Origin of the sequence: Brucella pseudogrignonensis, from assembly GCF_031454375.1 — a bacterium.
GTDB classification, from domain to species: domain Bacteria; phylum Pseudomonadota; class Alphaproteobacteria; order Rhizobiales; family Rhizobiaceae; genus Brucella; species Brucella pseudogrignonensis_A.
On sequence record NZ_JAVDQT010000004.1, the window covers coordinates 44,165 to 65,897 of the forward strand.

Genomic DNA, 21,733 nt, shown 5'->3' on the forward strand with positions numbered 1-21,733 from the left:
GGTAGGCGCTTACGCCTTTGGGTGAGCCCACCCCTCAACTTAAGACCATTCAGCAAAGCCAAAAACAAGGCTATCTCGAAGACGTGAAGCTGTCAGAATGCAAGCATCTGAAAGCTGAGGCAGCATATGCGATTTACACCACTCAACATCGATGGCGCATGGTCGATTGAGCCGGAAAGGCTCGAAGACGATCGGGGGTGGTTCGCCCGCGTATATTGCGAGGCTGAATTTGCGGAGCGGCAACTGGAAACCAGTTTTCCGCAACACAGCCTTTCATTTTCTCGCGAAAAAGGCACTCTGCGCGGCCTTCATTATCAGAACGAACCCCATGCAGAGACGAAGCTCGTCACTTGTCTGCAAGGCATGGTCTGGGATGTTCTGGTTGATCTGCGGCCAGAGTCTCCGACCTATCGTCGCTGGACCGGATTGGAACTTTCAGCCGACAATGGCACGCAACTTTACATTCCTGTGGGCTGCGCCCATGGCTTTCAGACACTCACGGATAATGTGCTGTTGCGCTATATGATTTCAAAACCCTATGCGCCCGATTCTGCGACTGGTTTGCGCTATGATGATCCCGCGCTTGGGATTCCATGGCCAGACGAACCAAGCGTCATGTCCGAAAAAGACCGGGCCTGGCCACATCTTTAAACTCAACGTGCAACCAACAATCCCGCATCCCTCAGTCGGTCTGCGGCATCCGCGAGCTGCGCAAAAGAAAGACCAGCGCGCTCTGCCATATCCAGCAGCGAATGATCGCCATCGGACAGATTGAGCACCCACAACATCGCCATAGCTTTTTGCGCTGCATGAGGATCGCCGCCGGTATTTGCGTATAATCCGCGCCGACCGAGCTGCGGTTCGCCTTTTTGCGATGTACTCAACGGTGTCCAGTTGCGCTCTGCCATCCCGATAGCGCTTAAAATAAGATTATAAGACTGCTCCAGATAGTCCGGTCTGATGAAATCAAGATTGTCAGCCGAAGTGTGATACTCTGGAAAAGCACCATAAAGGCTGCGCTGAAACAGACCTACCGGCAGATTAAATCCCGGCGAGCAGAACTGACGCTCATCATAGCCATAGGGCCAGAAGTCATGCAGCTTTGCGCCTGCAAGGTCAGAGGTTTCGAGCACCTGACACATGATACGATCAATCTCGGCAGTACCACGCCGACTGCGCTTGTAATTGGGACCACCACCATCGCCAACGCAGGATAAAACGAGGCCATGTTTTACGCTGTGCAGATCCGCCTCATTCTTCTGCAACCAGGCCAGCGCGCCAAACGTCGCCGGGCCAAATAGGAACTTATAGGTGTAACGCGTTTTACGCTGCATCAAGGCTTCACCGAGAGCAATCAAAAGCGCCAGACCAGAACAATTATCATTGGCAAGCGAGGGATGACAAAGGTGTGCTGAAACCAGAAAAACCTCGTCAGTTTCACCGTGATGCACAAATTCGCCAAAGGTCAGAAAGCCGTCGCGGCGCTCTGCATCAATCACAACGTCGTAGGTGTCTTCTTTCATCGACATCAGTGCATGATGCGTCATGCAGAAGCCCCATGCTTCCGCGTGATAGCATGTGCGATACGGGATTAGATCGGGCTGGTCAGGTAAGCTATGAATATGTTCTTTCAACGCATCGAGCGATAATTTTGCACGTATCGGAACGCTGAAATTCACAACATGCAGATTATGATTGGTAAAATCGACAATGCGATTTCCGGCTGAATCTGCAATATAAGCCTCACGGATTATCCATTCTTTCGGCGCCTGCCAGTCATAAAGCTGCGCGCCACTTGGTATCTCATGGGTTTGCAACGGCAAATGCTCACCGATGATAGCGAGCGTTTCGCGCACGCCATCACCCGTGAGACTGCGACAGATCGGATAAAGCCGCGAAGCAAGATCAAAAATCTTTTCGCCCTGGCTCTGACTCCGCGATTGACTATCCATTATGCGGACGCCCGCAATGGCGGTGCATGTTCATCAACGCGACGCAGGCTGGCATCAAGTTCGCCCTCTGAAATCAGCTTACGAATATGGGCAATGCGCTGAAAACGCGGACCTTCAAATTCCTCAAGCGTCAGCGATAAACGACTATAAGCTGCAAGCAATTCACGCGCACCTGCGGCGGCATCCCATTGCGGTTTTGCTTCCGGCAGAACGCGCGCCAGTTTTTCAAAACTCACCCGATAAGAACGCGTGTCAGGTCCGGCGTCATCAGCATATTCAATCCGGCACTCAGGCACGGTATCGGCGACTATGCCAGCGATATCACGGATGCGGTAATTATGCTCGGTCGAGCCAACATTGAAAGCTTCGTTGAAAACTGTCTCGCGCGGCGCTTCCATTGCGGCATTAAAAGCGCGCGAAATATCGCGAATATGCACGATAGGACGCCATGGCGTGCCGTCTGATTTCAGGTAAATCAGCCCCTTGGTCACAGCCCATGCAACAAGGTTATTGAGCACAATATCAAAGCGCAAAAACGGCGAAACACCATAGGCAGTTGCTGGTCTGAGATAGACCGGACAGAAACTGGCATCTGCCAGCTCACGTATGTCCTGCTCTGCCCGCACCTTGGAGCGACCATATGCGGTGACGGGTTTAAGTTCCCCCGCCTCATCGATCAGATCAGCATCGCTGATTCCATAATTGCTACATGACGAGGCAAACAGAAATCTGCTAACACCCGCCGTTTTCGCGGCTTTCGCCATTGCAACACTGGCGCGATGATTGATGTCATAGGTGAGTTCTTCGTTGAGGTTGCCGAGCGGATCATTGGATAAAGCGGCCAGATGAATAATCGCATCAAAGCCTTCAAGATCACGCGGCGACACATCGCGCACGTCTTTTCGGATTGTCGGTACATGAAAAACTGAACCGCCTTCTTCAAACAGGCAATGTTGATAGAGACCAACATCATACCCTGAAACCTGATGTCCAGCATTGATCAGCGTCGGCACCATAACCGATCCGATATAGCCCTGATGCCCTGTAACAAGTACCTTCATAGCCGATCCCTCACCTTGTTTGTTGATTTAGGTTAGCGAGTGCAAGGGGAAGCGGCGAGTTGACCGAAGGCATGTTTGCTTAGGACAAGTGTTGATATGAGATATAAAAAGTCTGGGCCACTACGCCTTCTGGATGAACTCCAACTGTTCAGGATTTCCAATCAGCAAAATCCAGTCGCTTTTATTGACATTCTTCCGGTCTGGCGGCGCCTGATAGATGCGCACATCGCCATCAATTTTTGGATCGCTGGCAGGTAAAAACTGACCGGAAGCCGGATCAACCCAAATGGCTGTTTGATCATCGCTCAGCGAACTTGTCTTAATGCTAAACTCTCCAGCATCACCATAGATCACAATGAGACTTTGATCAGGCAATGCAGCAGCATAAGTACCTTCCGCCATTGCGATGCTGTGATCGCGATCCGGTTGTAGTTGTGACCATGGCAGCTTATCGAAAAGTCTCTTCATCACAGTCATGGATTTTGCTCCGGGACTATTTAAAGCCTCGCGCCAATTCTGATCCGAGGTGAATACTCCCGGTCCTGAAAAGTGCCATATCGGATTGTTGCCGAAAAACTGCCCGGCAGCACCGCCCAGAATAGCTCCATAAGCATTGCGGCGGATCATCCGCGCGGTAGTCTCCCGCTCATATTCATAAGCACTTTCGAGTAGAATGACCGGCATTTTAGCCAACTTGCTGCGGGCCAGAATTGCCTTATGCACATCGTCATAAGTATAAACCGTATCGAGAGAGAGCCAGCTTTGCTTGCCCCATATTTCAACCGTGTTCGTATCGCGACCGGAATGAACTGTTTGAAGCGCCTCGGGCGAAACAGATGCAATGCCTTGCGCCAGTTCTGACACAAGTGCACGGTCAGGCGCATCGAAGTCACCACCCAGAACCCAGACAATATTTGGGAATTTTGCAAAGCGGCGCGCAATCGCTTCGCCATAGGCTTTCATTTTTGCCGGGCCAGCAGCTTGCGCTTGTGCGAACCAGCCCTGATCACCGCCATTCACGCCCAAATAAGCCGGGGCCAGAAAAACGACCACCCCCTGTTTCTGTGCCTGTTCGATCACCCATGCGGCATGGTCAAAATAGTTTGGATTAAGCGTGCCAAATGACTCGTTTTTAAAAGGTTTATCACCGTAAGCATTGGCAGGCGGGTTGCTTGAAAACTGATGCTCAATCAGGTTGACAATAATGGCATTGAAACCGCGTTTGCTACGATCTTCAAGATAGAGCTTGGCATCATCGCGTTTCAATTCCGCAATCAGCGACCATGCTGTGTCACCGTTAATTAAAAACGGGCGGCCCTGCGCATCTTCAAAAAAGCGATGATCGTGACTGACTTTAATCGGAAAGACAGTCTCAACGTGCGCGGCACCAATTGTCAGGAGCAGCACGGCAAATAGGAGGCCTACCCGCCAACACCTCATCGCATAGCCGGGGGATAGCTCGATGCCTCGTTAAACCGGCGATAGACAACCTGCGACGGGCGCCCTGTGAGATAGGTATCGACGCCGTCATTCAGCGCACGCGCATAAATACCCAGCGCACCATCAATCGCATCGACCGTGCGTGCAATATCCGTATCGCTATGCGTATAACTAACGACCAAAGACGGCATCAGAACCCCGCGCCTGATCGTCTCCTGAAGGAACAATGTACGAAATGCCTGTGATGACTGTCTGCATTCATCAAGGGTTGAATAAGCCAGACAGCAAGGCCGACCATGCAGATGCACATGGTTTTGCAATCCGTGAACTGCAATCGCTGCATTTACGCCCTCTGCAAGCCTCGTACCCTGTTGATAAAGCCGTTCGATCACCGGCTCATCGCGATAAACCTTCATCGTGGCAATGGCTGCGGCCAGGGCATGTGTTTCCGCGCCATGGGTGGTGGAAAGCAGAAAAACGCGCGGATGTTCGGTCTGAGTGAGGCCACCAAGCTGCATATATTCCGCCTTGCCTGCCAGCGCAGAGATCGCAAAGCCGTTGCCAAGCGCTTTACCAAAACAGGAAAGATCAGGCTCAATATCATAAAGCCGCTGCGCGCCGCGCATATGCCAGCGAAAGCCGGTAATCATCTCGTCCAGAATAAACAAAGCACCGTTTTCATGCGCTATGCGCTTTGCTTCATGCAGGAAGTTGTCCTGCGGTTCGTCGGCTTTTGCAGGCTCAAGAATGAGCGCAGCAATCATGCCGGGATAGTTCTCGAACAGCGCTTGCACGCTGGCTATATCATTATAGCGAAACGTCGTCGTCAAAGCGGATACGGAAGCAGGAATCCCTGCATTCATTTTCGTGGTTCCAATAAACCAGTCATCAGTCGAGAAAAACGGATGATCTGCACAAATGGCAATCATATCCCGCCCTGTGTGAGCGCGTGCAAGCCGCACCGCAGCAGAGGTTGCATCCGATCCGTCCTTGCAAAACTTCACCATTTCGGCTCCCTCGATCAATTCGAGAAAGCTTTCCGCACACTCAATTTCAATCGCACTGGGGCGCGTGAAATTGCAGCCATCCTGCAAGGCATCGCGCACGGCATGCAGCACCGGCGGATAAGCATGTCCCAGCCCGACAGCACGGTTGCCCATTCCATATTCGATATACTGATTGCCATCGACATCAAACACATGCGATCCGGAGCCGCGCTGAATAAAGCCCGGTGCTAAGATCGGATACTGATCATCACCCTTGGCATAGGTATGGCATCCGCCCGGTATCAGGGCATGCGCCTTGCTTCTGAGCAATTGCGAATTGCGAAACCGGGATGTGAAAAGGTTCATGCCCATTTCCTTTCTGTCCATACCGAACGCAAACGCTCACGCATCTGCCTGAGCCAGTTTTTGACAGGTTTTGGCAAGCGTGAGCGCAGGCTCGAATGCAGTGCCGTCGGCATCTTCCATTGTGAAAGCGGCAGAGGAACTGCGATGGCTGGCGGGTTCTTGACCAGATTTTCGAGAAGCCCGGCATAGGCAAGCCCTGCGGCATCATTATCAAACGCCACTGCAACTTTCAGGCGCGCCGCCTTAGCCATTTCGGCCAGCAATTGCCTATTGTCAGCAAGACGATGGATATGGCGTGCAGCCTGTTTGAAATCTCCAACAGGAAACAGCAGACCATCCTCACCATTGGTCACAATGTAATCGGTAACGCCTGCGATTTTTGAAACAACCGCCGGACACCCCTCACTCATGGCTTCAATCAACGTGAGGCCAAACCCTTCAAACCGGGACGGCATGACCATGACATCATGCTGGCTGACAAGCCAAGGCACATCGGAAGGCGCTACCCAGCTTGTGAAGCTCACCTTGTCGCCAAAGCATTGAAGCCTATGACGTAATTCATTGAGATCAGGGCCATCCCCGGCAACGCTCAAATGATAGTCGCATTTCAATTCACGCAGAATATTTGGCAGCCAGAACACGCCCTTTGAATTATCCTCAATGCGGCCAAGAAAAAGCAGACGTAGCGGTGCAGAATGATCATTGCGATCGACGCGATCCAGTATATGAAGATTTTGGTTCAAACCATGCGGGATCACCAGCGTTCGCGCTGCATCAAATCCGTAATGTTTGACCAGATCATCCCGGCAACGCTTTGAGACACCGACGGTTGCATGAACATGATCGCGGATCTCGTGCGCTGCCGCATAAGTGCCGGGCGTGATATTATGAACGATCATAATACGCAGAATATCATCGGGCAGGTAACGCACCAGATTGGTTTCAAAGCGGCTCGACAAAACATTGACAAAAACGGCTTTGAAATTGTTGTCACGCAAAAAAGCAATCATCCGCCGCGCACGGGTTTCTTCATCAAGAACACCCATTTTGTCTATCGCATCACCTTTGCGCAAAGCATCGCTTAAGCCCTGATCGGCAGAGGGCAAACTAATGGTCTCGCCTGCTGCTCCTGCGGCCAGCCAGCGCAGTTCAACGCCCGACTGCCTGAGTGACGCGCTTAGTCGCGTAAATACCGAGTAAGTCCCGCCAATATGGGGGCGGACGAAGTAAGCACATTTCACGATCATCACCCTGCGCCCTGAAATCGGGACTTCGAGGGAAATGGTCCCTCGAAGCCTAGTTTCGGCATATCGGGGGGCGTTTGATATACCGCTTATCAGTGTAGCGAAAATCACTCATCGTGCATTTTGGCTATGAGGGGTACATACCCTCATACATAAGAGGATGCTGTTCACCCTTCTGCCAGTTTTCACAAAACCTCTTAACGGAATAGTTTCTAGAAATAGCTGGAGACACTTGTATGAGGATAGGTCTTTTCGGTCAGTTTGGCTCTGGCAACACCGGCAATGACGGATCGCTGGAAGCGATGCTTCAGCTATTGAAACGCATCTGCCCCGGCGCGCAATTTATATGCATCTGCTCCCGACCGGACATCATTAGCGAAAAATTTCAAATTGAAGCGACTCCGGTGGGCAAGCCAGCATCGAACAACGCCTTCTTGCGAATGCTCGACAAGGCTCTGTTACAATTCCCGCGCCGCTTAAGCGGCTTTTTAGGTGCAATGGCACTGGCGAACGGTATCGATCTGATTGTGGTTCCGGGAACAGGTATACTCGACGACTTTAACGAAGATCCATTTGGCTGGCCGTTTGCTATTTTACGTTGGTCGGTTGCAGCAAGGCTTGGTGGCGCACAGTTTGCTTTTGTCTCCATAGGTGCCGGTCCTGTCACCCATCCCCTGAGCCGGTTTTTCATTGGAAAGGCATCGAAAATCGCTGCCTATCGCTCCTATCGCGATCAGGTTTCATACGACTTCATGCGGTCGCTCAATGTGAGTGTCACAAAAGATGTTGTCAGTGCCGACATCGCTTTTTCTCTCCCCACCCCGGAAGATGAATTGCGCAATAGTGCAGACCAGCGCGTTGGTCTAGGCATCATGACCTATAAAGGCTGGAAAAAGCGAGCGCTCGACGGTGAGGCTATTTACGATAATTACCTCAATAAGATGACTCAGCTGATCAGTGAGCTTTTAACAGATGGGCGTCAGGTGCGCCTGTTAACCGGCGACACGGGTGATCTGGACGCCATTCACGATCTGCGACAGCGTATTCCGCAGCCCCATGCGCATAATGTCATTTTCGAGCCAATCACATCGCTTGATGTTCTGATGCAGCAAATTGCCAAAACCGACATCGTGGTTGCCAGCCGATACCACAATATCGTCTGCGCGCTTGCAATGGGGCGGCCCGCTCTTTCGCTTGGCTATGCTCGCAAAAACGATGCGCTGCTAAATGATACCGGCTTAAGTGAATTCTGCCATCACATCGAGAGCTTCGATCCGCAAACAGTGCTGGGCCAGATCGACAATATGTTCAGCCGAAGGGAAGAACTCGCCAAAACAGTTGAGGTCGGTGTGAAGCATTATCGGCAAAAACTTGCGGAACAGGAGGAAAGCCTACGCGTTAATTTACTCATGAAAAGCAGACTATAAAATCCGCTTTCTGCGCTGAAACAAATAATCTATGGGCGGTATCAGAGCCATTAACGGTTTGCGCTTAAGCGCAAAGCCCATAAGTGATGCGGCACCTTCCTCCCGCCTGATGAGATTGGATATTGCCGACCAATAAGCGCGCTTTGTCAGGCAGTTGCGCGCAGCCGTAAAATCCCTGTCAGCATGCGGCATGTTCAAACCCTCATGCTCAAAAAACGAGCGAAATCCCGCTTCAAACTCGCAATTCCAATGCATGATGCCTGCAACCTTAGCCGACTGGTTTTCAGAATGAACCCGCGCATAGGCCTGCACGCTGTCAGTTGATGCGACTCCACCCAGCAAAGCAAACCGCAACCACATTTCAAGATCATCTGTATGCGGCAGCGTCTTGCGATAATAACCTGCTTGCTTTTGCGCATCCGTTCGCACGACAGCCGTTGGCCCTGCAACCGGATTAAAAGCATGTCGGCAAGCGAGGCCTATAAAATCAGCACCAGAGCGAATAGTCCATTTTCCACCATCTGCCGCTGTCTGCTGCGGCATCTCATCTTTGGAGATTTTATGGATGCCACCATGCGCAAGATGCACATCCGGATATTGCTCCAGTGTATTTACAGCCCGCATCAATGCACCCGGTGTCAACAGGTCATCCGCACAAAGAATAAGAAAATAATCAGACTGCGCCCAATCAATTGCCGCATTAAACGATGCATGCGGTCCGGCGTTTCTTGATCGCAGGAACAATTCGACCCGATCATCGCGCGCGGCAAGATCACGTGCTACGTCTGCGCTGTTGTCTTCCGATGCATTGTCGATAATCAATAGTCGCAACGCTACACCGCTTTGCGATAAAACGCTGCTAGCACATCCGGCTAAGTAATGCGCATAATTATAGTTCGGAATAGCCACATCAATCATTAGCTGCTTGCTCATGAGCACCTCACTCCGCAGGCTCATGCACATGTCTTGCCCATCGCAAGCGACCCATGAACCTCCCAAGTAACCACCGCAACACTGGCACCAGCTCTTCAGTGAATGGATGGCGCGTCACAAACAGCGCCGCAAACCAGCTCGCAATAGCAACAAGCCCCATGAGCAATGCCTTTGACCAATGCATATCAAGATTAAAGCCATCCATCGCAACCATAACCAGCGGCCCTGACAGCGCCAATATAGTGACGAGTGCACTTTTAAGGAGCTCACTTCCAAGGATGCTATAGGAGAATTTTGTGTGTTTGCGGACATAAATGATGGCGACCACCATCTGGAACGGCAGACTGATAAACTGGCTCAATGCCACAGCCAACAATCCATGCAGCGCTGCAAAACACAGAATTGTGGTTGCAACCAGTCGGGAGATAAGGTTGGAAATAAACGCCTCACGGTTTGCACCAAGCGCCATAAGCAAGGGATAGGTCAGGATAACCGGAAACCAGAACAGGCTTGCAAGACTGGTAATGGAAACGATCAGCGCGGCCTCGGTCCAGCCCGGACCCAGGATGATATTCACGAGTGGATAGGCAAGCAGTGCGAGCAAGGCTTGTGCAGGCCAATAGACCACCGAAATATAGGACAAAGCGCGGATATAGGCCCGACTAATATCGCCGCCTTCACGAACATGCGCAGATAGCATCGGAAATGCCACGGTAAACACCGCCGACAAAAAGATGCGATCCGGCAAGCCGCTAACCGTATTCGCCCGATTATAAATACCGACCGATGCGATTGGCATGAAGCGTCCGAGCATCAGCTGCGGAAAGGTTTCACATATCTTGTTGAGACCTGCATTCCCGCCAAGATAAATGCCAAAACGCCAAGCCGTATTGATGCTGGCAAGCGATGGTCGCAGGAGACGCGCAAGCGGGTAAATTGCTATTGCCATGCCTGTTGTGATCAGAGCACTGGCAAGCAAGCCAAATGCAAAACACATATGCCCAAAACCAAGCCCCGCCATGGCAATGGTGACGGCTGCGCCAAAGCCAGTTCCGGCAGTACGAATACGGGCAAGAGTTCCAAATGCCATTTCGCGGCGTAGCAATGCTACGACAGGCAGAGAGAGACTTTCGACAAGCGCTGCAATAATCGTAATATCAAGGAAAAGCAGCAGTGTCGGATCGTGATAGGCTACGGCAAAATATTCCCGCGCCAGATAAAGTCCCGCTGACAAAACAAGCGTTACAATCATGAGAAATGTCATAGATGTTCTGATGTCGTAATCCTGCACCTTGTCGATGCGGATAAGAAACTCAGGACTGGCAAATTCGCGCAACGAAAAGATGATTGCGCCGATGCTCAGTCCCACAACACCAGCACCCGTTTCTGCTGGCCCTAAGAACCGGGAAACGGCGATAACCGTCAGAAAATTAAACAGCAGGCCCGCATATTGTTCGAGCGCCGCCATGACAATGCCTCTGCGGTTTCCGCTCATGACGCGCTCGCTCTCGGGAGCTTGATTTGGTGTTGCTTGCGCGTTTTCAAAACCTCTGATCCCCCCGGATTACGTCAAAGCATTTATTTCAAGGCTCAAGAATAGCCGTTTGCCGCGAACGCGAAATGTGACCCTTGGTGTTAGCCATTACCTGAAAGGAGTATGAGCCACGCTCTATAGCCAAGTCGTCGCTACGCGCAGGAGCCAGTAAAAATTCACTTAGTCTTAATTTTTACACGCGCTTGGGAGGAGTCATGGTCAGTCTTATCTGGATCACGCTTCTGGCTTTTGCATTATCAGTTGCGTTCTGTCTGGGTTTTCGCGGGCTTGCACGCGAATGGCACCTCATCGACATTCCCAATGCGCGTAAGACACATGATGGTCATGTACCGCTTTGCGGTGGGATCGCGATCTTCCTGTCCTTATCAGTTGCAGCACTCTTCACGCCCGCATTAGCGGGGGCGACAAACATCATTTTTATGCTGCCCGGTCTGCTTCTGATCCTTGTAACAGGCGTGGCGGATGACCGATTTAACCTGCCCGTCGCACCACGTCTTGCCATGCAATTGCTGGCCGCTGTTATGATTATAGGCACCACAGGCATCACACAAACCCACCTTGGTTTTGCAACTGGCATCATTGATACGATAGGGTCCAGCGTCCTGACCGGGCCTATCTTTGTTCTGCTTGCGCTGACTTTCATTGTCGGGGTCGTCAATGCCGTCAATATGAGTGATGGCGTTGACGGCCTTGCTGGCTCTGCAAGTGCATGTGCCTTTTTCTGGCTTGCCGTTATCAGTTTCAGTATCGCTGAAAACCGTATCGGTGTGCAGATATTGGCACTGTCAGCCGCCTGTACGGGCTTCCTCGTCTTTAATATGCGCAATCGCTGGCGGGCAAAAGCCAGCCTGTTTCTGGGCGACGGCGGCAGCACGTTTTTAGGCGCAGCGCTTGCCGGTCTTATCCTGATCCTTGCCAACATCAGCGCGACAGCGGCTTTTCCCATCCTCATATGGGTGGTGATTGTGCCAGTGATCGACACACTAAGCCTGATCGTACGACGCCTTGCAGCGCGCAGAAGTCCATTTTCCCCCGACAGGCAGCATCTGCATCACTTGCTGCTCGATAACGGTTTTTCCGACAGCCAGACGGCACTCACCATTATGACGCTCAATTTTGTTGCCGGAGCAACGGCTTACGCAGCGATCCGCTTTGAAATTCCGGCATGGACAATGCTCATAGCGCTTATCCTGCCTGCGGCTGCGCATACCTTGTTCGTGCTGCGCACCAACAAAGCTTTGCGGCCTATCGTTGTGGATGCCAGCCAGCCGGTAAAAACCAACGTCACCTTTCCAGAGGCAAGTTTATGAATGTTTCCGTTCTCATCATGACCTTGAACGAAGAGATCAATTTGCCCGCCTGTCTCGCATCACTCGACTGGTGCGATGACATCGTTGTGCTTGATTCCTTCAGCGAAGACCGCACGGTGGAAATCGCCAAAGCAGCAGGGGCGCGCGTTTTTCAGCGTCGCTACGACACCGAAGATCGGCAGCGGATGTATGGCATCACCGAGATCCAGTTCAAGCATGATTGGGTCTATACGCCCGATGCCGATGAAATAACCCCTGCTGATCTGCGTGACGAAATGCTGGCTATCGCATCAGATCCCACACGGCCAGAAGTGTTTTTCAAAGCGCGTTACAAAAACATGTTCATGGGACGCTGGATCAAACATGCCAGCCTTTATCCAACTTGGATAACGCGGCTGGTACGCCCTGATCGGGTGCGGTTTGAGCGTTCAGTGCATTCGCGCGCAAGTGGCGGCCCGGAAGGGGCATTGCAGTCACATTTCATCCATTACAGTTTCAATAAAGGCCTTGAGGCCTGGTACGACAAACATAATCGCTATTCATCGGCAGAGGCTGACCTTTCTTCTAATCGTCTGCTGGAGCGCAAAATCGATTGGAGCGGCTTGCTATCAAGCGTACCTGAAAAACGACGGCGCGCGCTGAAATCGCTCTCCTATCACATGCCTTTCCGGCCATCGCTGCGCTTCCTCTATATGTATGTGGTGCGCCTCGGCTTTCTTGATGGAAAGCCCGGCTATCTCTACTGCCGGCTTCTCGCTGCATATGAATTCATGATCATTATCAAGATGGAAGAACAACGCCGGAAAGAGGCGATTATGGCCGCTGAAGCACCTATTCGGTTAGTCGTCGATAACAAAGAACCGGAACGGCGTATGGTATGATGCTGTTAATTTTCCTGCCCTGTGCCGTCTTATTCGGACTCGCTGCAATGTTCTATTCAGAACCTGTGCTCACATTACACGACGACGGCAGCAAGGCGGATATTATCGTAGTTCCGGGCGGCGATGGACCGCCGCGCGCAGCACAAGCAGCACGGCTTTGGAAAGAAGGCCGCTCGCCCTACATCCTGATTACCGGCGACGGCGATTGTCTTTTCAACAAGCAGATCATGGTCCGCGATGGGGTCAACCCTTCGGCGATTTTCATCGAATGCCAGTCGGGAAGCACATGGCAGAACGCGTTTTATTCTGCGCCTGTGATGCGGGAAATTCAGGCAAAAAAAGCGTTGATCGTCACCAACTGGTATCACTCGCGCCGGGCAATTGCGAGTTTTCGCGCGGCCTGTCCGCAAATGCATTTTATCTCTGCCCCTATTGGCGACGATCAGGGGCAAGCGAGTTTTCCAACAACACGCGCGGATGTTGAGCTTGTCGCAAAAGAATATGTGAAACTCGGTTGGTATCTGGCTTCGGGTCGCATCTCCCCATCAAACCTTCTGAAGGATGCGACACCGCCTGATGCATCCAGTGTTTGCACACTCTCGGGAGTGAGCCGATGAACGTCTCTCTTACATGGATTTTTGTCGGGCTGGTTGCATGGTTTCTGGCGGGTGGATTGCTGTTTCGCGCAGAGCGCATGTATCAGTTTCCATTTCTGGCAGGCGTAATGACATTCGGCTTTCTGCTGCCACAGATCCCAGCTTTGATGTACGATCAATTTTTGCCATCAGGCGCTTATGCCAAGACGATGTTCATGGGCATTCTTTCGCTCTCGATGCTGGCACTTGGCTGGCGCATGACAAAACGTCCAATCGGTTTTCTCAGCATGAGTTTCAGCGAGCGGCGACTGTTGTGGGCCGCGGCAGGATTGTCGGTCTTTGGCGCTTTTTTCTATTTTTTACTGAGCCGTTTGCCCGGTGACGTGTCAATCGGCACGCAGATGACAGGTATGCCGGTGGTCTATCTGTTCTTTGCACAGCTCATGCCCTATGGCCTTGCCATTGCGCTCCTTTGCTTCACACGCCGCCCGTCGTGGCTTGCGCTGGCCATCATCATTTTCGACCTTGTCTTCTATCTCGACCGCATTCTTGTTACTGGAAAACGCGCCGAAGCCATTCAGCTTGTGCTGATGATTTTGCTTCCCTTGTGGTTTTATCGCCGTCTGGTCGTGCCACGTATTCTTATGGCGGTGGGCATTTTAGGCGGGACATTTCTCATGACCAGCATGGGCGACTATCGGCAGATTACCCGTGCGGCATCTGGCTTCGTTCTCGATGACATCATGCAGATTGATTATGCAGCAAACTTTAATGAAACACTTGAACGCGGTGGTCTTGAAATGCGCAATGCCGTGTTGCGACTGGATGAAATCGACCGGCGGCTGGAATTTGATTATGGCAAGTTTCACTGGAACCGCGTGATCTTCACCTTCGTTCCGGCACAACTGGTCGGCTCAAAATTAAAAGAAGCGCTTCAGTTCGATACGCCCAAACCAAGCCGCGACTATAATCCGCTAACCGGCACGACAGAAACCGGACTGGTCGATGCATTTGGATCTTTCTGGTATTTCGGTGCTTTCAAGTTTCTGCTGCTTGCATGGATCATGCGACGGCTTTGGGAAACTGCCATGGCAGGCGAAATGCTTGGGCAACTTGTTTACATGCTTTCAATTGTGCCAGCTATGCATGCCATTTCCCACCAGACAGACTGGGTTATTCCGGTCTGGATTCACATGGCAATCTTCCTAATCCCGGTTTTATGGCTTTGCCGCCTACGCAACCGCTCTGTTGGCCTTCCAACCACTTTGCAGCGCGGCCCGACAGTTCCACAATTTTTGTAAAAGGATAAGATCAATGGCCACTGTATCACGATCAGATCCACGCATTGCAATAAGCGGCCGCAAGGAATCCTCCCGCCCGATGGAAGGCGGTGCAACCTTCACACTCAGCCATCGCATTCAGCGCCTTTGCTGGCAGATGACTTGGCTTTTGCTGGCCGCATGGACACCATCATTTCTCTGGCGCTGGCGTGGCACAGTCTTGCGGGCATTTGGCGCATCGATCCATAAAACCGCTATTGTGCGTGCGAGTGCACGCATCTGGTGGCCTGCAAATCTGGTGATGGATGCACATTCATCGCTGGGACCGGGGGCGCTTTGTTACAATGTAGCACCCGTGACGCTTGCGCCTTATGCGATTGTTTCGCAACGCGCGCACCTCTGCACAGCCGGACATAATATCGATCATCATGACTTCCCATTGATCGCAGCACCCATTCTAATCGGCCCCCACGCATGGATCGCAGCGGAAGCTTTTGTAGGACCGGGCGTCACGATAGGTGAAGGCGCCGTATTGGGCGCAAGAGGAGTGAGCTTCCGCGACATGGAGCCATGGATGGTCTATGCTGGCAATCCCGCAAAACAAATTCGCGCAAGACGCAGAACGGTCAGTTAAGCCGTCGCCGCGATGCTGAGGCCTTTTTGGCCAGAGACTGTTCCAGCTTTTGGTAGCTGCGCTTTTTGATAGGCGTCGATTGTCTGAAGAGCAATGCGCGGCCAGGTATAATTCTCACGCACAAGAGAGCTTCCAGCCGCACCCATCTTTGCTGCACGATCGCGGTTTTCCAAAACTTCGATCAACCCCGCTGCGACAGCTTGAGCAGAAACCACAGACACGACGCCTGCACCCGCTTGGGCTACTTCCGGGAAATGGCAGGCATCGGTGATAACCACAGGCACGCCACAAGCCAGCGCTTCTGTGATGGCAACACTGAACCCTTCCTGGCGGCTTGGCAGACAAAAGCAGGCGGCATTTTTCAGCGCTGCAATCTTTGCTGGACCATAGAGCCCGCCCACCATATGCACACGGCTTTCAAGACCGGCCTGAGCAATGCTTTGCCGAAAGCCAGCTTCGGCACCGCCATCCGGCCCCGCAACCACAAGGTCGATTTCAGGAAACAGGGGCGCGATTTTGCGAAACGCATCCGCCAGAATATCGAGGCCCTTTTTATAGTGCAGTCGCGATAGAAAAAGCACGAAAGAGCGTTCGGGCAATCCAGCCCGGTTATCTTCGCCACCCTCAACCTCATTCAAGAAAATTCCATTGGGGATGATGATCGACGGCGGTTTCAATCCTAGCGGTTGCATCAACTCGATCTCGTCCTGATTGAGCGCCTGAATAAAAGCTGCGCCGTTAAGCATTTTGCGAAAGCCAAGCTTGAGAGCGAGCTGCTTTTTCCAAGCTTTTTGCTGCATGCTCCACTGATCGAGCATCCCACAACAACATATGCAATAAGCCACATGATAGCGCCGGCAGAGCATGGATGCTCTTAACAGGTTGGTTTCCCACACGCCATGCATATGCACAAAATCCGCGTTACAAATAAGCGGCGCCATCGCCGCTGATGCGCGGCTACCCAGTAGCTTTTCACGCAAATCTGGCATTGGCAGCAAAAACGTCCTGACCTTATCAAAGTCAGGGATTTCTGCTGTTGCTTTACCCGCACGATGATTAACTTCATCGTCGCTGTAACTGACAATCGTTACATCATGTCCGAACGATGCCTGCGCCGCAGCAAGACGCACAACGACCGCCTGCGGGCCACCTTTGGCGGGATCAAAAGACCCAATCACATGAACGATGTTCATATAGCAGCCCCTGATGAATATTGCGCCAAAGCCTCAACCAATCGCTCACCATAACGTGCAACCGTAAAATCACGCGCTCTTTCGCGTGCATTTTCGCTCATGCGCGCAAGCGTGCCGGGACTGCCGGAAAACTCGCGCAGAATTTGAACTGTCTCATCAACATCGCGGATGGGAACGATATAGCCATCAATTCCGTGGCGCACGACACTGCCGGTATTGTCGGTGCAAATAACCGGAAGGCCAGCAGCCAGCGCTTCATAACAAGCGGTGGCCGAACCCTCGCACAAAGACGGCAACAAAAACACATCCGCCCATTCAAATTGCGCACGCATTTCGCTGCGCGGAACAGGCCCAGTCAGATCGACACATTTGCTCAGTTTGTCCTGCGCCTGAGGCTGAATATCGATTGGCCCGACCATACGAAACTGCGCTTGACCAGCGAGTTTGCGCGCGACCTCGCCGACATAGGGCGAACCTTTTCGCAACCCTACAGCACCAACTGTCAGAACCCGCAAAGGCCCAGGAGTGCGTCGACGCTCACCGATCTGAAAACGATCATCCACACCATAGGGAACGACGACCACTTTTTCGGCCGCACAACCTGCTTCAATGACGTGATCCGCCACAAATTCTGACGGGCAGATCACGGCATCGGCAATCGCCCACTCGGCTTTTTCTCTGGCCGCGAAAGCATCTGCATTCTCATCATTCGCGGCAGATAGCTGCCAGCCCGGATTGAGTATCTCTTCTTCGCAAGCCAATTGATCAACCACACCACGCGGCGCAATCATTTGCTCAACAGCCGTCCATAGCCCCTCCTTTTTTGCAGCGCTCAAAACTTCAAAAGCTTCACCACTAAAAGCATAGACTCCACTCGCACCATGAAATCCACACGATGCAACAAGTTTACCAAATGTCTCGCCAGCCCAAATCGCATTAGCGGTCGATTTTGGTCCGGTCTGGTGCGATAGTCTGCGAGCCGCTGAATGAAGGCCAAAGGCAGGAAATGTGGTCATTCTGTCTTGCGGAATATCCTGTGGCCTGCGCCCAACAAGCCTACGCACAGAAGCGGGTAACATTGATGAAGGCAAAGCATTTAGCAGCCGCGGCCAGCCTTGCTGCGCACAAATATCGGTATAAAAATGCGCCAGCCTTTTATGACTGGCGAAGATGCGTGGCACCGCATAATGCATCCGCGCGCCCAATTGACTAACGACAAACGAACCCGTCATGACATTGTTTGCAGCCATCACATTTTCTCCGCATGGAACTGCCTGTCGAGGACCGGCATGACGCTCAACACACTTTTCTTGCCTATGCGTCCAACTGCTGACTGCCAGACCGCAGCCCCTATTTCTTTTGAATAGGCCGTCTCCATAAGATAGCGGGCATTGTTGCCCATGGTATTGCGGTTAATCTGCGAGTTTTTAAGCAACATTACCGAACTTACCAGCATCTCAACCTCGCCCGGACACAGTGACAAACCGCAGTGGAAATCACGCACCACATTTGCGATTTCGCCATCAGGGTCACCGATGAAAATCGTCGGGCGGGCCGCAGCGAGAACGCCATAAAATTTGCTCGGAACGATGCAATGTTCAAGCTCAGGCTTGAGCGACACCAAATGCACATCGGCTGCGCCAAGGCTCTCGGAAAGCTGCTCCACAGGCTGAAAAGGCTTCATGACGACATTGGTTAGTCGACGGCGTTTTATCTCGCGTTCGACATATCCGCGCTGCTGCCCTTCCCCAATCATCAGGAAGACAACATCCGGAATGCTCTGAAGCTGTTCTGCTGCATCGAGCACGGTCGTAAATTCATGCGCACGGCCAAAATTCCCCGAATAGCCAATGACAAATTTATCGCTCAAGCCCCATGCATGGCGCAACGCGTTCTCTTCGACGTCAATGGGTAAGATTTCGTTCTTATCGGCCCAGTGATGTACAACCGCCAGATTTTCCGGCGGAATCCCCTTGTCCTGTAAGAAGCTAGCCATACGCTCAATAGGGCAAATGGTCAGCGCTGCCTGACGCATCGACCAGTTGCGCAATGCTACCGCCAACCTGCCTGACGCGGCCTGATGTTTCATCAGCCCAAGCTCAATGGCTGTTTCGGGAAACAAGTCCATAACCCAGTTTACCAGACGTGCACGGCGAAACCGGATGGGCAGAGCCGCAGAAACCGAAAGCAAAGGCGGGTCTGTGCAGACCACGCAAATGTCATCTTTTCTCACATGGGCAGCAAACCATGCCGCAGCGGAGAGGTGGAATGTGGCGTAATCAACTGCGCGTCCAACAAGCTTTCCGCGACCAAAACCCGATGTCCAGATACGCTGCACATCGACACCGTCAATTATCTCACGCGCAGGCAGTGCCTCGCGGCCTTTCTCGTGATAGCTGCGGCTGGCAAGAACTGTTGTTTCGATACCTTCGCGCACAAGCTCATGCGCAAGGCTTGTCACCATCCGGCTCGTCGCTGACTGATCGGGATAGAAATACCGGTTTGCAAGCACAACACGCATGATCTTTGGCTCCCCGTAGCTTTGGTTACTAACAGCATGGCGGTACCTGCTCCCATACTGCAAGAAGCCCAATGGCATAGGGAACGCAGACAGCGGGCGAGATGCCTACCTCTTTGGGTGAAACAGCGCATATCACGCGCGTTCTCATTCTCATCCTAAGTAGAATAAAACGCGCGATGCTTACCGTTTTGAAGCCGTTCTGTTGCGCGCTCAAATCGCTATCATGAGCCTATCGAATTCTGGCCGGAGGCAAGACCTTGCAGGAAAAGACAGCTCTCATCATTGGCGTGACAGGACAGGACGGCGCCTATCTCAGCGAGCTACTGCTCAACAAAGGCTACCGCGTACATGGGCTTAAACGGCGTTCCTCTTCGTTCAATACCTCGCGTATCGACCATCTCTATCAAGACCCGCATGATGAAGACATAAGGTTCAAGTTGCACTTTGGTGATCTGACCGATGCCACCAATCTTTGCAGGGTTATTCAGGAAGTCCGCCCCGACGAGATTTATAATCTCGGTGCGCAAAGCCATGTTCAGGTAAGTTTTGAGACACCGGAATATACGGCCAACACCGACGCACTCGGCACCCTTCGACTGCTTGAATCCATGCGCATTCTGGGCCTCGGCGATAAATGTCGTTTCTATCAGGCCTCAACCTCAGAACTGTTTGGCAATAGTTCGCCGCATGCGCAAAGCGAGCAAACGCCATTTGCGCCTCAAAGCCCTTATGCAACAGCTAAGCTCTATGCTTATTGGACCACGGTGAACTATCGTCAGGCCTATAATTTCCATGCTTCAAACGGCATTTTGTTCAATCATGAAAGCCCGCTACGTGGCGAAACATTCGTAACGCGCAAAATCACCCGCGCGGTAGCAGCCATTGAAAGAGGACTGCAAGACAAGCTACGGCTGGGCAATCTCAATGCACGGCGCGATTGGGGCCACGCACGCGATTATGTCGAGGGCATGTGGCGCATTTTGCAAGACGATGTTGCCGACGATTATGTACTTGCTACCGGTGAAACCCATACGGTTCGCGAATTTGTCGAGCATGCTTTCAAAGCTGTCGACAAACAGATTGAATGGCACCGCGATGGCGTCGATGAAGTCGGTCTTGACCGAAAATCCGGCCAGTGTCTGATTGAAATAGACCCGCGTTATTTCCGCCCCAATGAAGTGGATTTCCTTTTGGGCGATGCTTCCAAGGCAAAGAAGCGGCTTGGCTGGCAGCACACGACTGGCTTTGAAAACCTTGTCACCGAAATGGTCGATTGGGATATGCGAAACATCATGCGAGAGGCAGGACGCAATGATTTCTATGGCTGATGCAATGCCTGCGCCTGTTTATTCGTTATCCGGCAAGAAAATATTCGTTGCAGGTCATACCGGCATGGTGGGATCAGCGATTATAAGACGGCTTCAATCCGAGGATTGTGCCCTCATCACCAGTTCGCATCGTGATCTCGATCTGACACGTCAGAGCGAAACCGAGGAGTTTATCGCGCAGCACAAACCCGACGTGATTATTGTTGCGGCCGCCCGCGTCGGAGGCATTCTTGCCAATTCGCAATATCCGGCAGACTTCCTTTACGACAATCTCGCTATCGGCATGAATATTATTCGTGCGGCGTATCTGTCGAATACAGAACGCCTGCTCTGGCTGGGTTCCAGCTGTATTTATCCACGCGATGCCGCTCAGCCGCTTAGTGAACCCGCACTCCTCACAGGACCGCTGGAACTCACCAATGAAGCCTATGCCATTGCGAAAATTGCAGCGCTCAAATACGCGCAAGCCTGTTCACGGCAGTATGGCAATCACTTCATGACAGCAATGCCGACAAACCTTTACGGCCCGAATGATAATTTCAATCCGGATACATCGCATGTTTTGCCTGCATTAATGCGTCGTATTCACGAGGCCAAACTCAACGGCTCTGACCACATCACGCTTTGGGGCAGCGGCAAACCATTGCGCGAGTTTCTGCATGTCGATGATCTTGCCGATGCCTGCGTGCACCTATTGCGTTTCAACGATAGTATTGAACCCGTTAATATCGGTTCTGGCGAAGAGATTTCGATCCGTGACCTTGCTTTGACAATAGCCGATGTCGTTGGCTTTGAGGGCTGGTTGGAATATGACCTGAGCAAGCCGGATGGAACGCCACGCAAACTTCTCGACACATCAAAAATGCGCGCACTGGGCTGGAAACCTAACATTCGTCTTAAAGATGGAATTGCAGAGGTTTACAGTGTTTGGGCCAACGAAAATGCTAACTCCGTGGCCGCTTAGAAGCTAAATTTCCTTATAAAAAAGGCGCTTCATCAACTGAAGCGCCTTTTGGTTAAGTTGAA

At 52.1% G+C, this 21,733-nt stretch carries 19 protein-coding genes; 9 read left to right on the forward strand and 10 right to left on the reverse strand.

Annotation, left to right across the window (positions count from 1 at the left end):
• The first annotated feature begins 126 nt into the window (after positions 1–126).
• The gene (gene rfbC, locus J2782_RS13535; RefSeq protein ID WP_250041734.1) at positions 127–651 is read left to right on the forward strand and encodes a dTDP-4-dehydrorhamnose 3,5-epimerase; all 525 of its coding nucleotides are present in this window, start codon (positions 127–129) and stop codon (positions 649–651) included.
• 2 nt (positions 652–653) lie between these two features.
• Here the strand turns inward: rfbC and J2782_RS13540 are convergent, their stop codons facing one another.
• The 5 genes from J2782_RS13540 to J2782_RS13560 all read right to left on the reverse strand — a co-directional run bounded on the left by J2782_RS13540 (position 654) and on the right by J2782_RS13560 (position 7,046).
• Positions 654–1,952 carry a DUF4910 domain-containing protein gene (locus tag J2782_RS13540; protein ID WP_310013432.1) on the reverse strand — a complete coding sequence of 433 codons (1,299 nt, stop codon included), beginning with the start codon at positions 1,950–1,952 and terminating at the stop codon, positions 654–656.
• Positions 1,952–3,013 (reverse strand): NAD-dependent epimerase/dehydratase family protein, encoded by a 1,062-nt coding sequence (locus J2782_RS13545; protein ID WP_310013434.1) that lies wholly within the window; start codon positions 3,011–3,013, stop codon positions 1,952–1,954. The genes J2782_RS13540 and J2782_RS13545 overlap by 1 nt, the downstream gene beginning before the upstream one ends.
• Before the next feature lie 120 nt (positions 3,014–3,133).
• Positions 3,134–4,453, reverse strand: a complete 1,320-nt coding sequence (locus J2782_RS13550; protein ID WP_310013436.1) for a glycoside hydrolase family 140 protein — start codon at positions 4,451–4,453, stop codon at positions 3,134–3,136.
• A complete protein-coding gene (locus J2782_RS13555) occupies positions 4,450–5,805 on the reverse strand; it encodes a glutamate-1-semialdehyde 2,1-aminomutase (protein WP_310013438.1) in 1,356 nt (451 codons plus the stop codon). The genes J2782_RS13550 and J2782_RS13555 overlap by 4 nt, the downstream gene beginning before the upstream one ends.
• Positions 5,802–7,046, reverse strand: a complete 1,245-nt coding sequence (locus J2782_RS13560; RefSeq protein ID WP_310013876.1) for a glycosyltransferase family 4 protein — start codon at positions 7,044–7,046, stop codon at positions 5,802–5,804. Before J2782_RS13560 ends, J2782_RS13555 begins: the two co-directional genes overlap by 4 nt.
• 239 nt (positions 7,047–7,285) lie before the next feature.
• Between J2782_RS13560 and J2782_RS13565 the strand changes: the two genes are divergently transcribed.
• On the forward strand, positions 7,286–8,476 hold the full coding sequence (locus J2782_RS13565) for a polysaccharide pyruvyl transferase family protein (protein ID WP_310013440.1): 1,191 nt from the start codon (positions 7,286–7,288) through the stop codon (positions 8,474–8,476).
• Here the strand turns inward: J2782_RS13565 and J2782_RS13570 are convergent.
• Positions 8,471–9,409, reverse strand: coding sequence for a glycosyltransferase family 2 protein (locus J2782_RS13570; RefSeq protein WP_310013441.1), 939 nt, complete (start codon positions 9,407–9,409; stop codon positions 8,471–8,473). The genes J2782_RS13565 and J2782_RS13570 overlap by 6 nt on opposite strands.
• A 7-nt stretch (positions 9,410–9,416) precedes the next feature.
• Complete coding sequence (locus J2782_RS13575; protein ID WP_310013442.1) at positions 9,417–10,904, reverse strand: oligosaccharide flippase family protein; 1,488 nt, start codon at positions 10,902–10,904, stop codon at positions 9,417–9,419.
• 254 nt (positions 10,905–11,158) lie between these two features.
• Between J2782_RS13575 and J2782_RS13580 the strand changes: the two genes are divergently transcribed.
• The 5 genes from J2782_RS13580 to J2782_RS13600 are packed head-to-tail and all read left to right on the forward strand — an operon-like array spanning position 11,159 to position 15,665.
• Positions 11,159–12,274: an MraY family glycosyltransferase gene (locus J2782_RS13580; protein ID WP_310013445.1), complete on the forward strand. Its 1,116-nt coding sequence runs from the start codon at positions 11,159–11,161 to the stop codon at positions 12,272–12,274.
• Complete coding sequence (locus J2782_RS13585; RefSeq protein WP_310013447.1) at positions 12,271–13,155, forward strand: glycosyltransferase family 2 protein; 885 nt, start codon at positions 12,271–12,273, stop codon at positions 13,153–13,155. The genes J2782_RS13580 and J2782_RS13585 overlap by 4 nt, the downstream gene beginning before the upstream one ends.
• Complete coding sequence (locus tag J2782_RS13590; RefSeq protein ID WP_404989647.1) at positions 13,155–13,772, forward strand: YdcF family protein; 618 nt, start codon at positions 13,155–13,157, stop codon at positions 13,770–13,772. Before J2782_RS13585 ends, J2782_RS13590 begins: the two co-directional genes overlap by 1 nt.
• Positions 13,769–15,052, forward strand: coding sequence for a hypothetical protein (locus tag J2782_RS13595; RefSeq protein WP_310013452.1), 1,284 nt, complete (start codon positions 13,769–13,771; stop codon positions 15,050–15,052). Before J2782_RS13590 ends, J2782_RS13595 begins: the two co-directional genes overlap by 4 nt.
• A 13-nt stretch (positions 15,053–15,065) precedes the next feature.
• On the forward strand, positions 15,066–15,665 hold the full coding sequence (locus J2782_RS13600) for an LbetaH domain-containing protein (protein ID WP_310013455.1): 600 nt from the start codon (positions 15,066–15,068) through the stop codon (positions 15,663–15,665).
• Here the strand turns inward: J2782_RS13600 and J2782_RS13605 are convergent.
• The 3 genes from J2782_RS13605 to J2782_RS13615 are packed head-to-tail and all read right to left on the reverse strand — an operon-like array spanning position 15,662 to position 19,379.
• The gene (locus tag J2782_RS13605) at positions 15,662–16,858 is read right to left on the reverse strand and encodes a glycosyltransferase (protein WP_310013456.1); all 1,197 of its coding nucleotides are present in this window, start codon (positions 16,856–16,858) and stop codon (positions 15,662–15,664) included. The two genes, J2782_RS13600 and J2782_RS13605, sit on opposite strands and share 4 nt — an antisense overlap.
• A complete protein-coding gene (locus tag J2782_RS13610) occupies positions 16,855–18,090 on the reverse strand; it encodes a glycosyltransferase family 4 protein (RefSeq protein ID WP_310013878.1) in 1,236 nt (411 codons plus the stop codon). The genes J2782_RS13605 and J2782_RS13610 overlap by 4 nt, the downstream gene beginning before the upstream one ends.
• Before the next feature lie 17 nt (positions 18,091–18,107).
• Entirely contained in the window at positions 18,108–19,379 is a 1,272-nt protein-coding gene (locus J2782_RS13615) for a glycosyltransferase family 4 protein (protein WP_310013458.1), read from the reverse strand.
• 257 nt (positions 19,380–19,636) lie between these two features.
• Here J2782_RS13615 and gmd point away from each other — a divergent pair, with 257 nt between their 5' ends.
• Positions 19,637–20,707 (forward strand): GDP-mannose 4,6-dehydratase, encoded by a 1,071-nt coding sequence (gene gmd, locus J2782_RS13620; RefSeq protein WP_310013459.1) that lies wholly within the window; start codon positions 19,637–19,639, stop codon positions 20,705–20,707.
• On the forward strand, positions 20,691–21,671 hold the full coding sequence (locus J2782_RS13625; RefSeq protein WP_310013461.1) for a GDP-L-fucose synthase family protein: 981 nt from the start codon (positions 20,691–20,693) through the stop codon (positions 21,669–21,671). The genes gmd and J2782_RS13625 overlap by 17 nt, the downstream gene beginning before the upstream one ends.
• Positions 21,672–21,733: the final 62 nt, after the last annotated feature.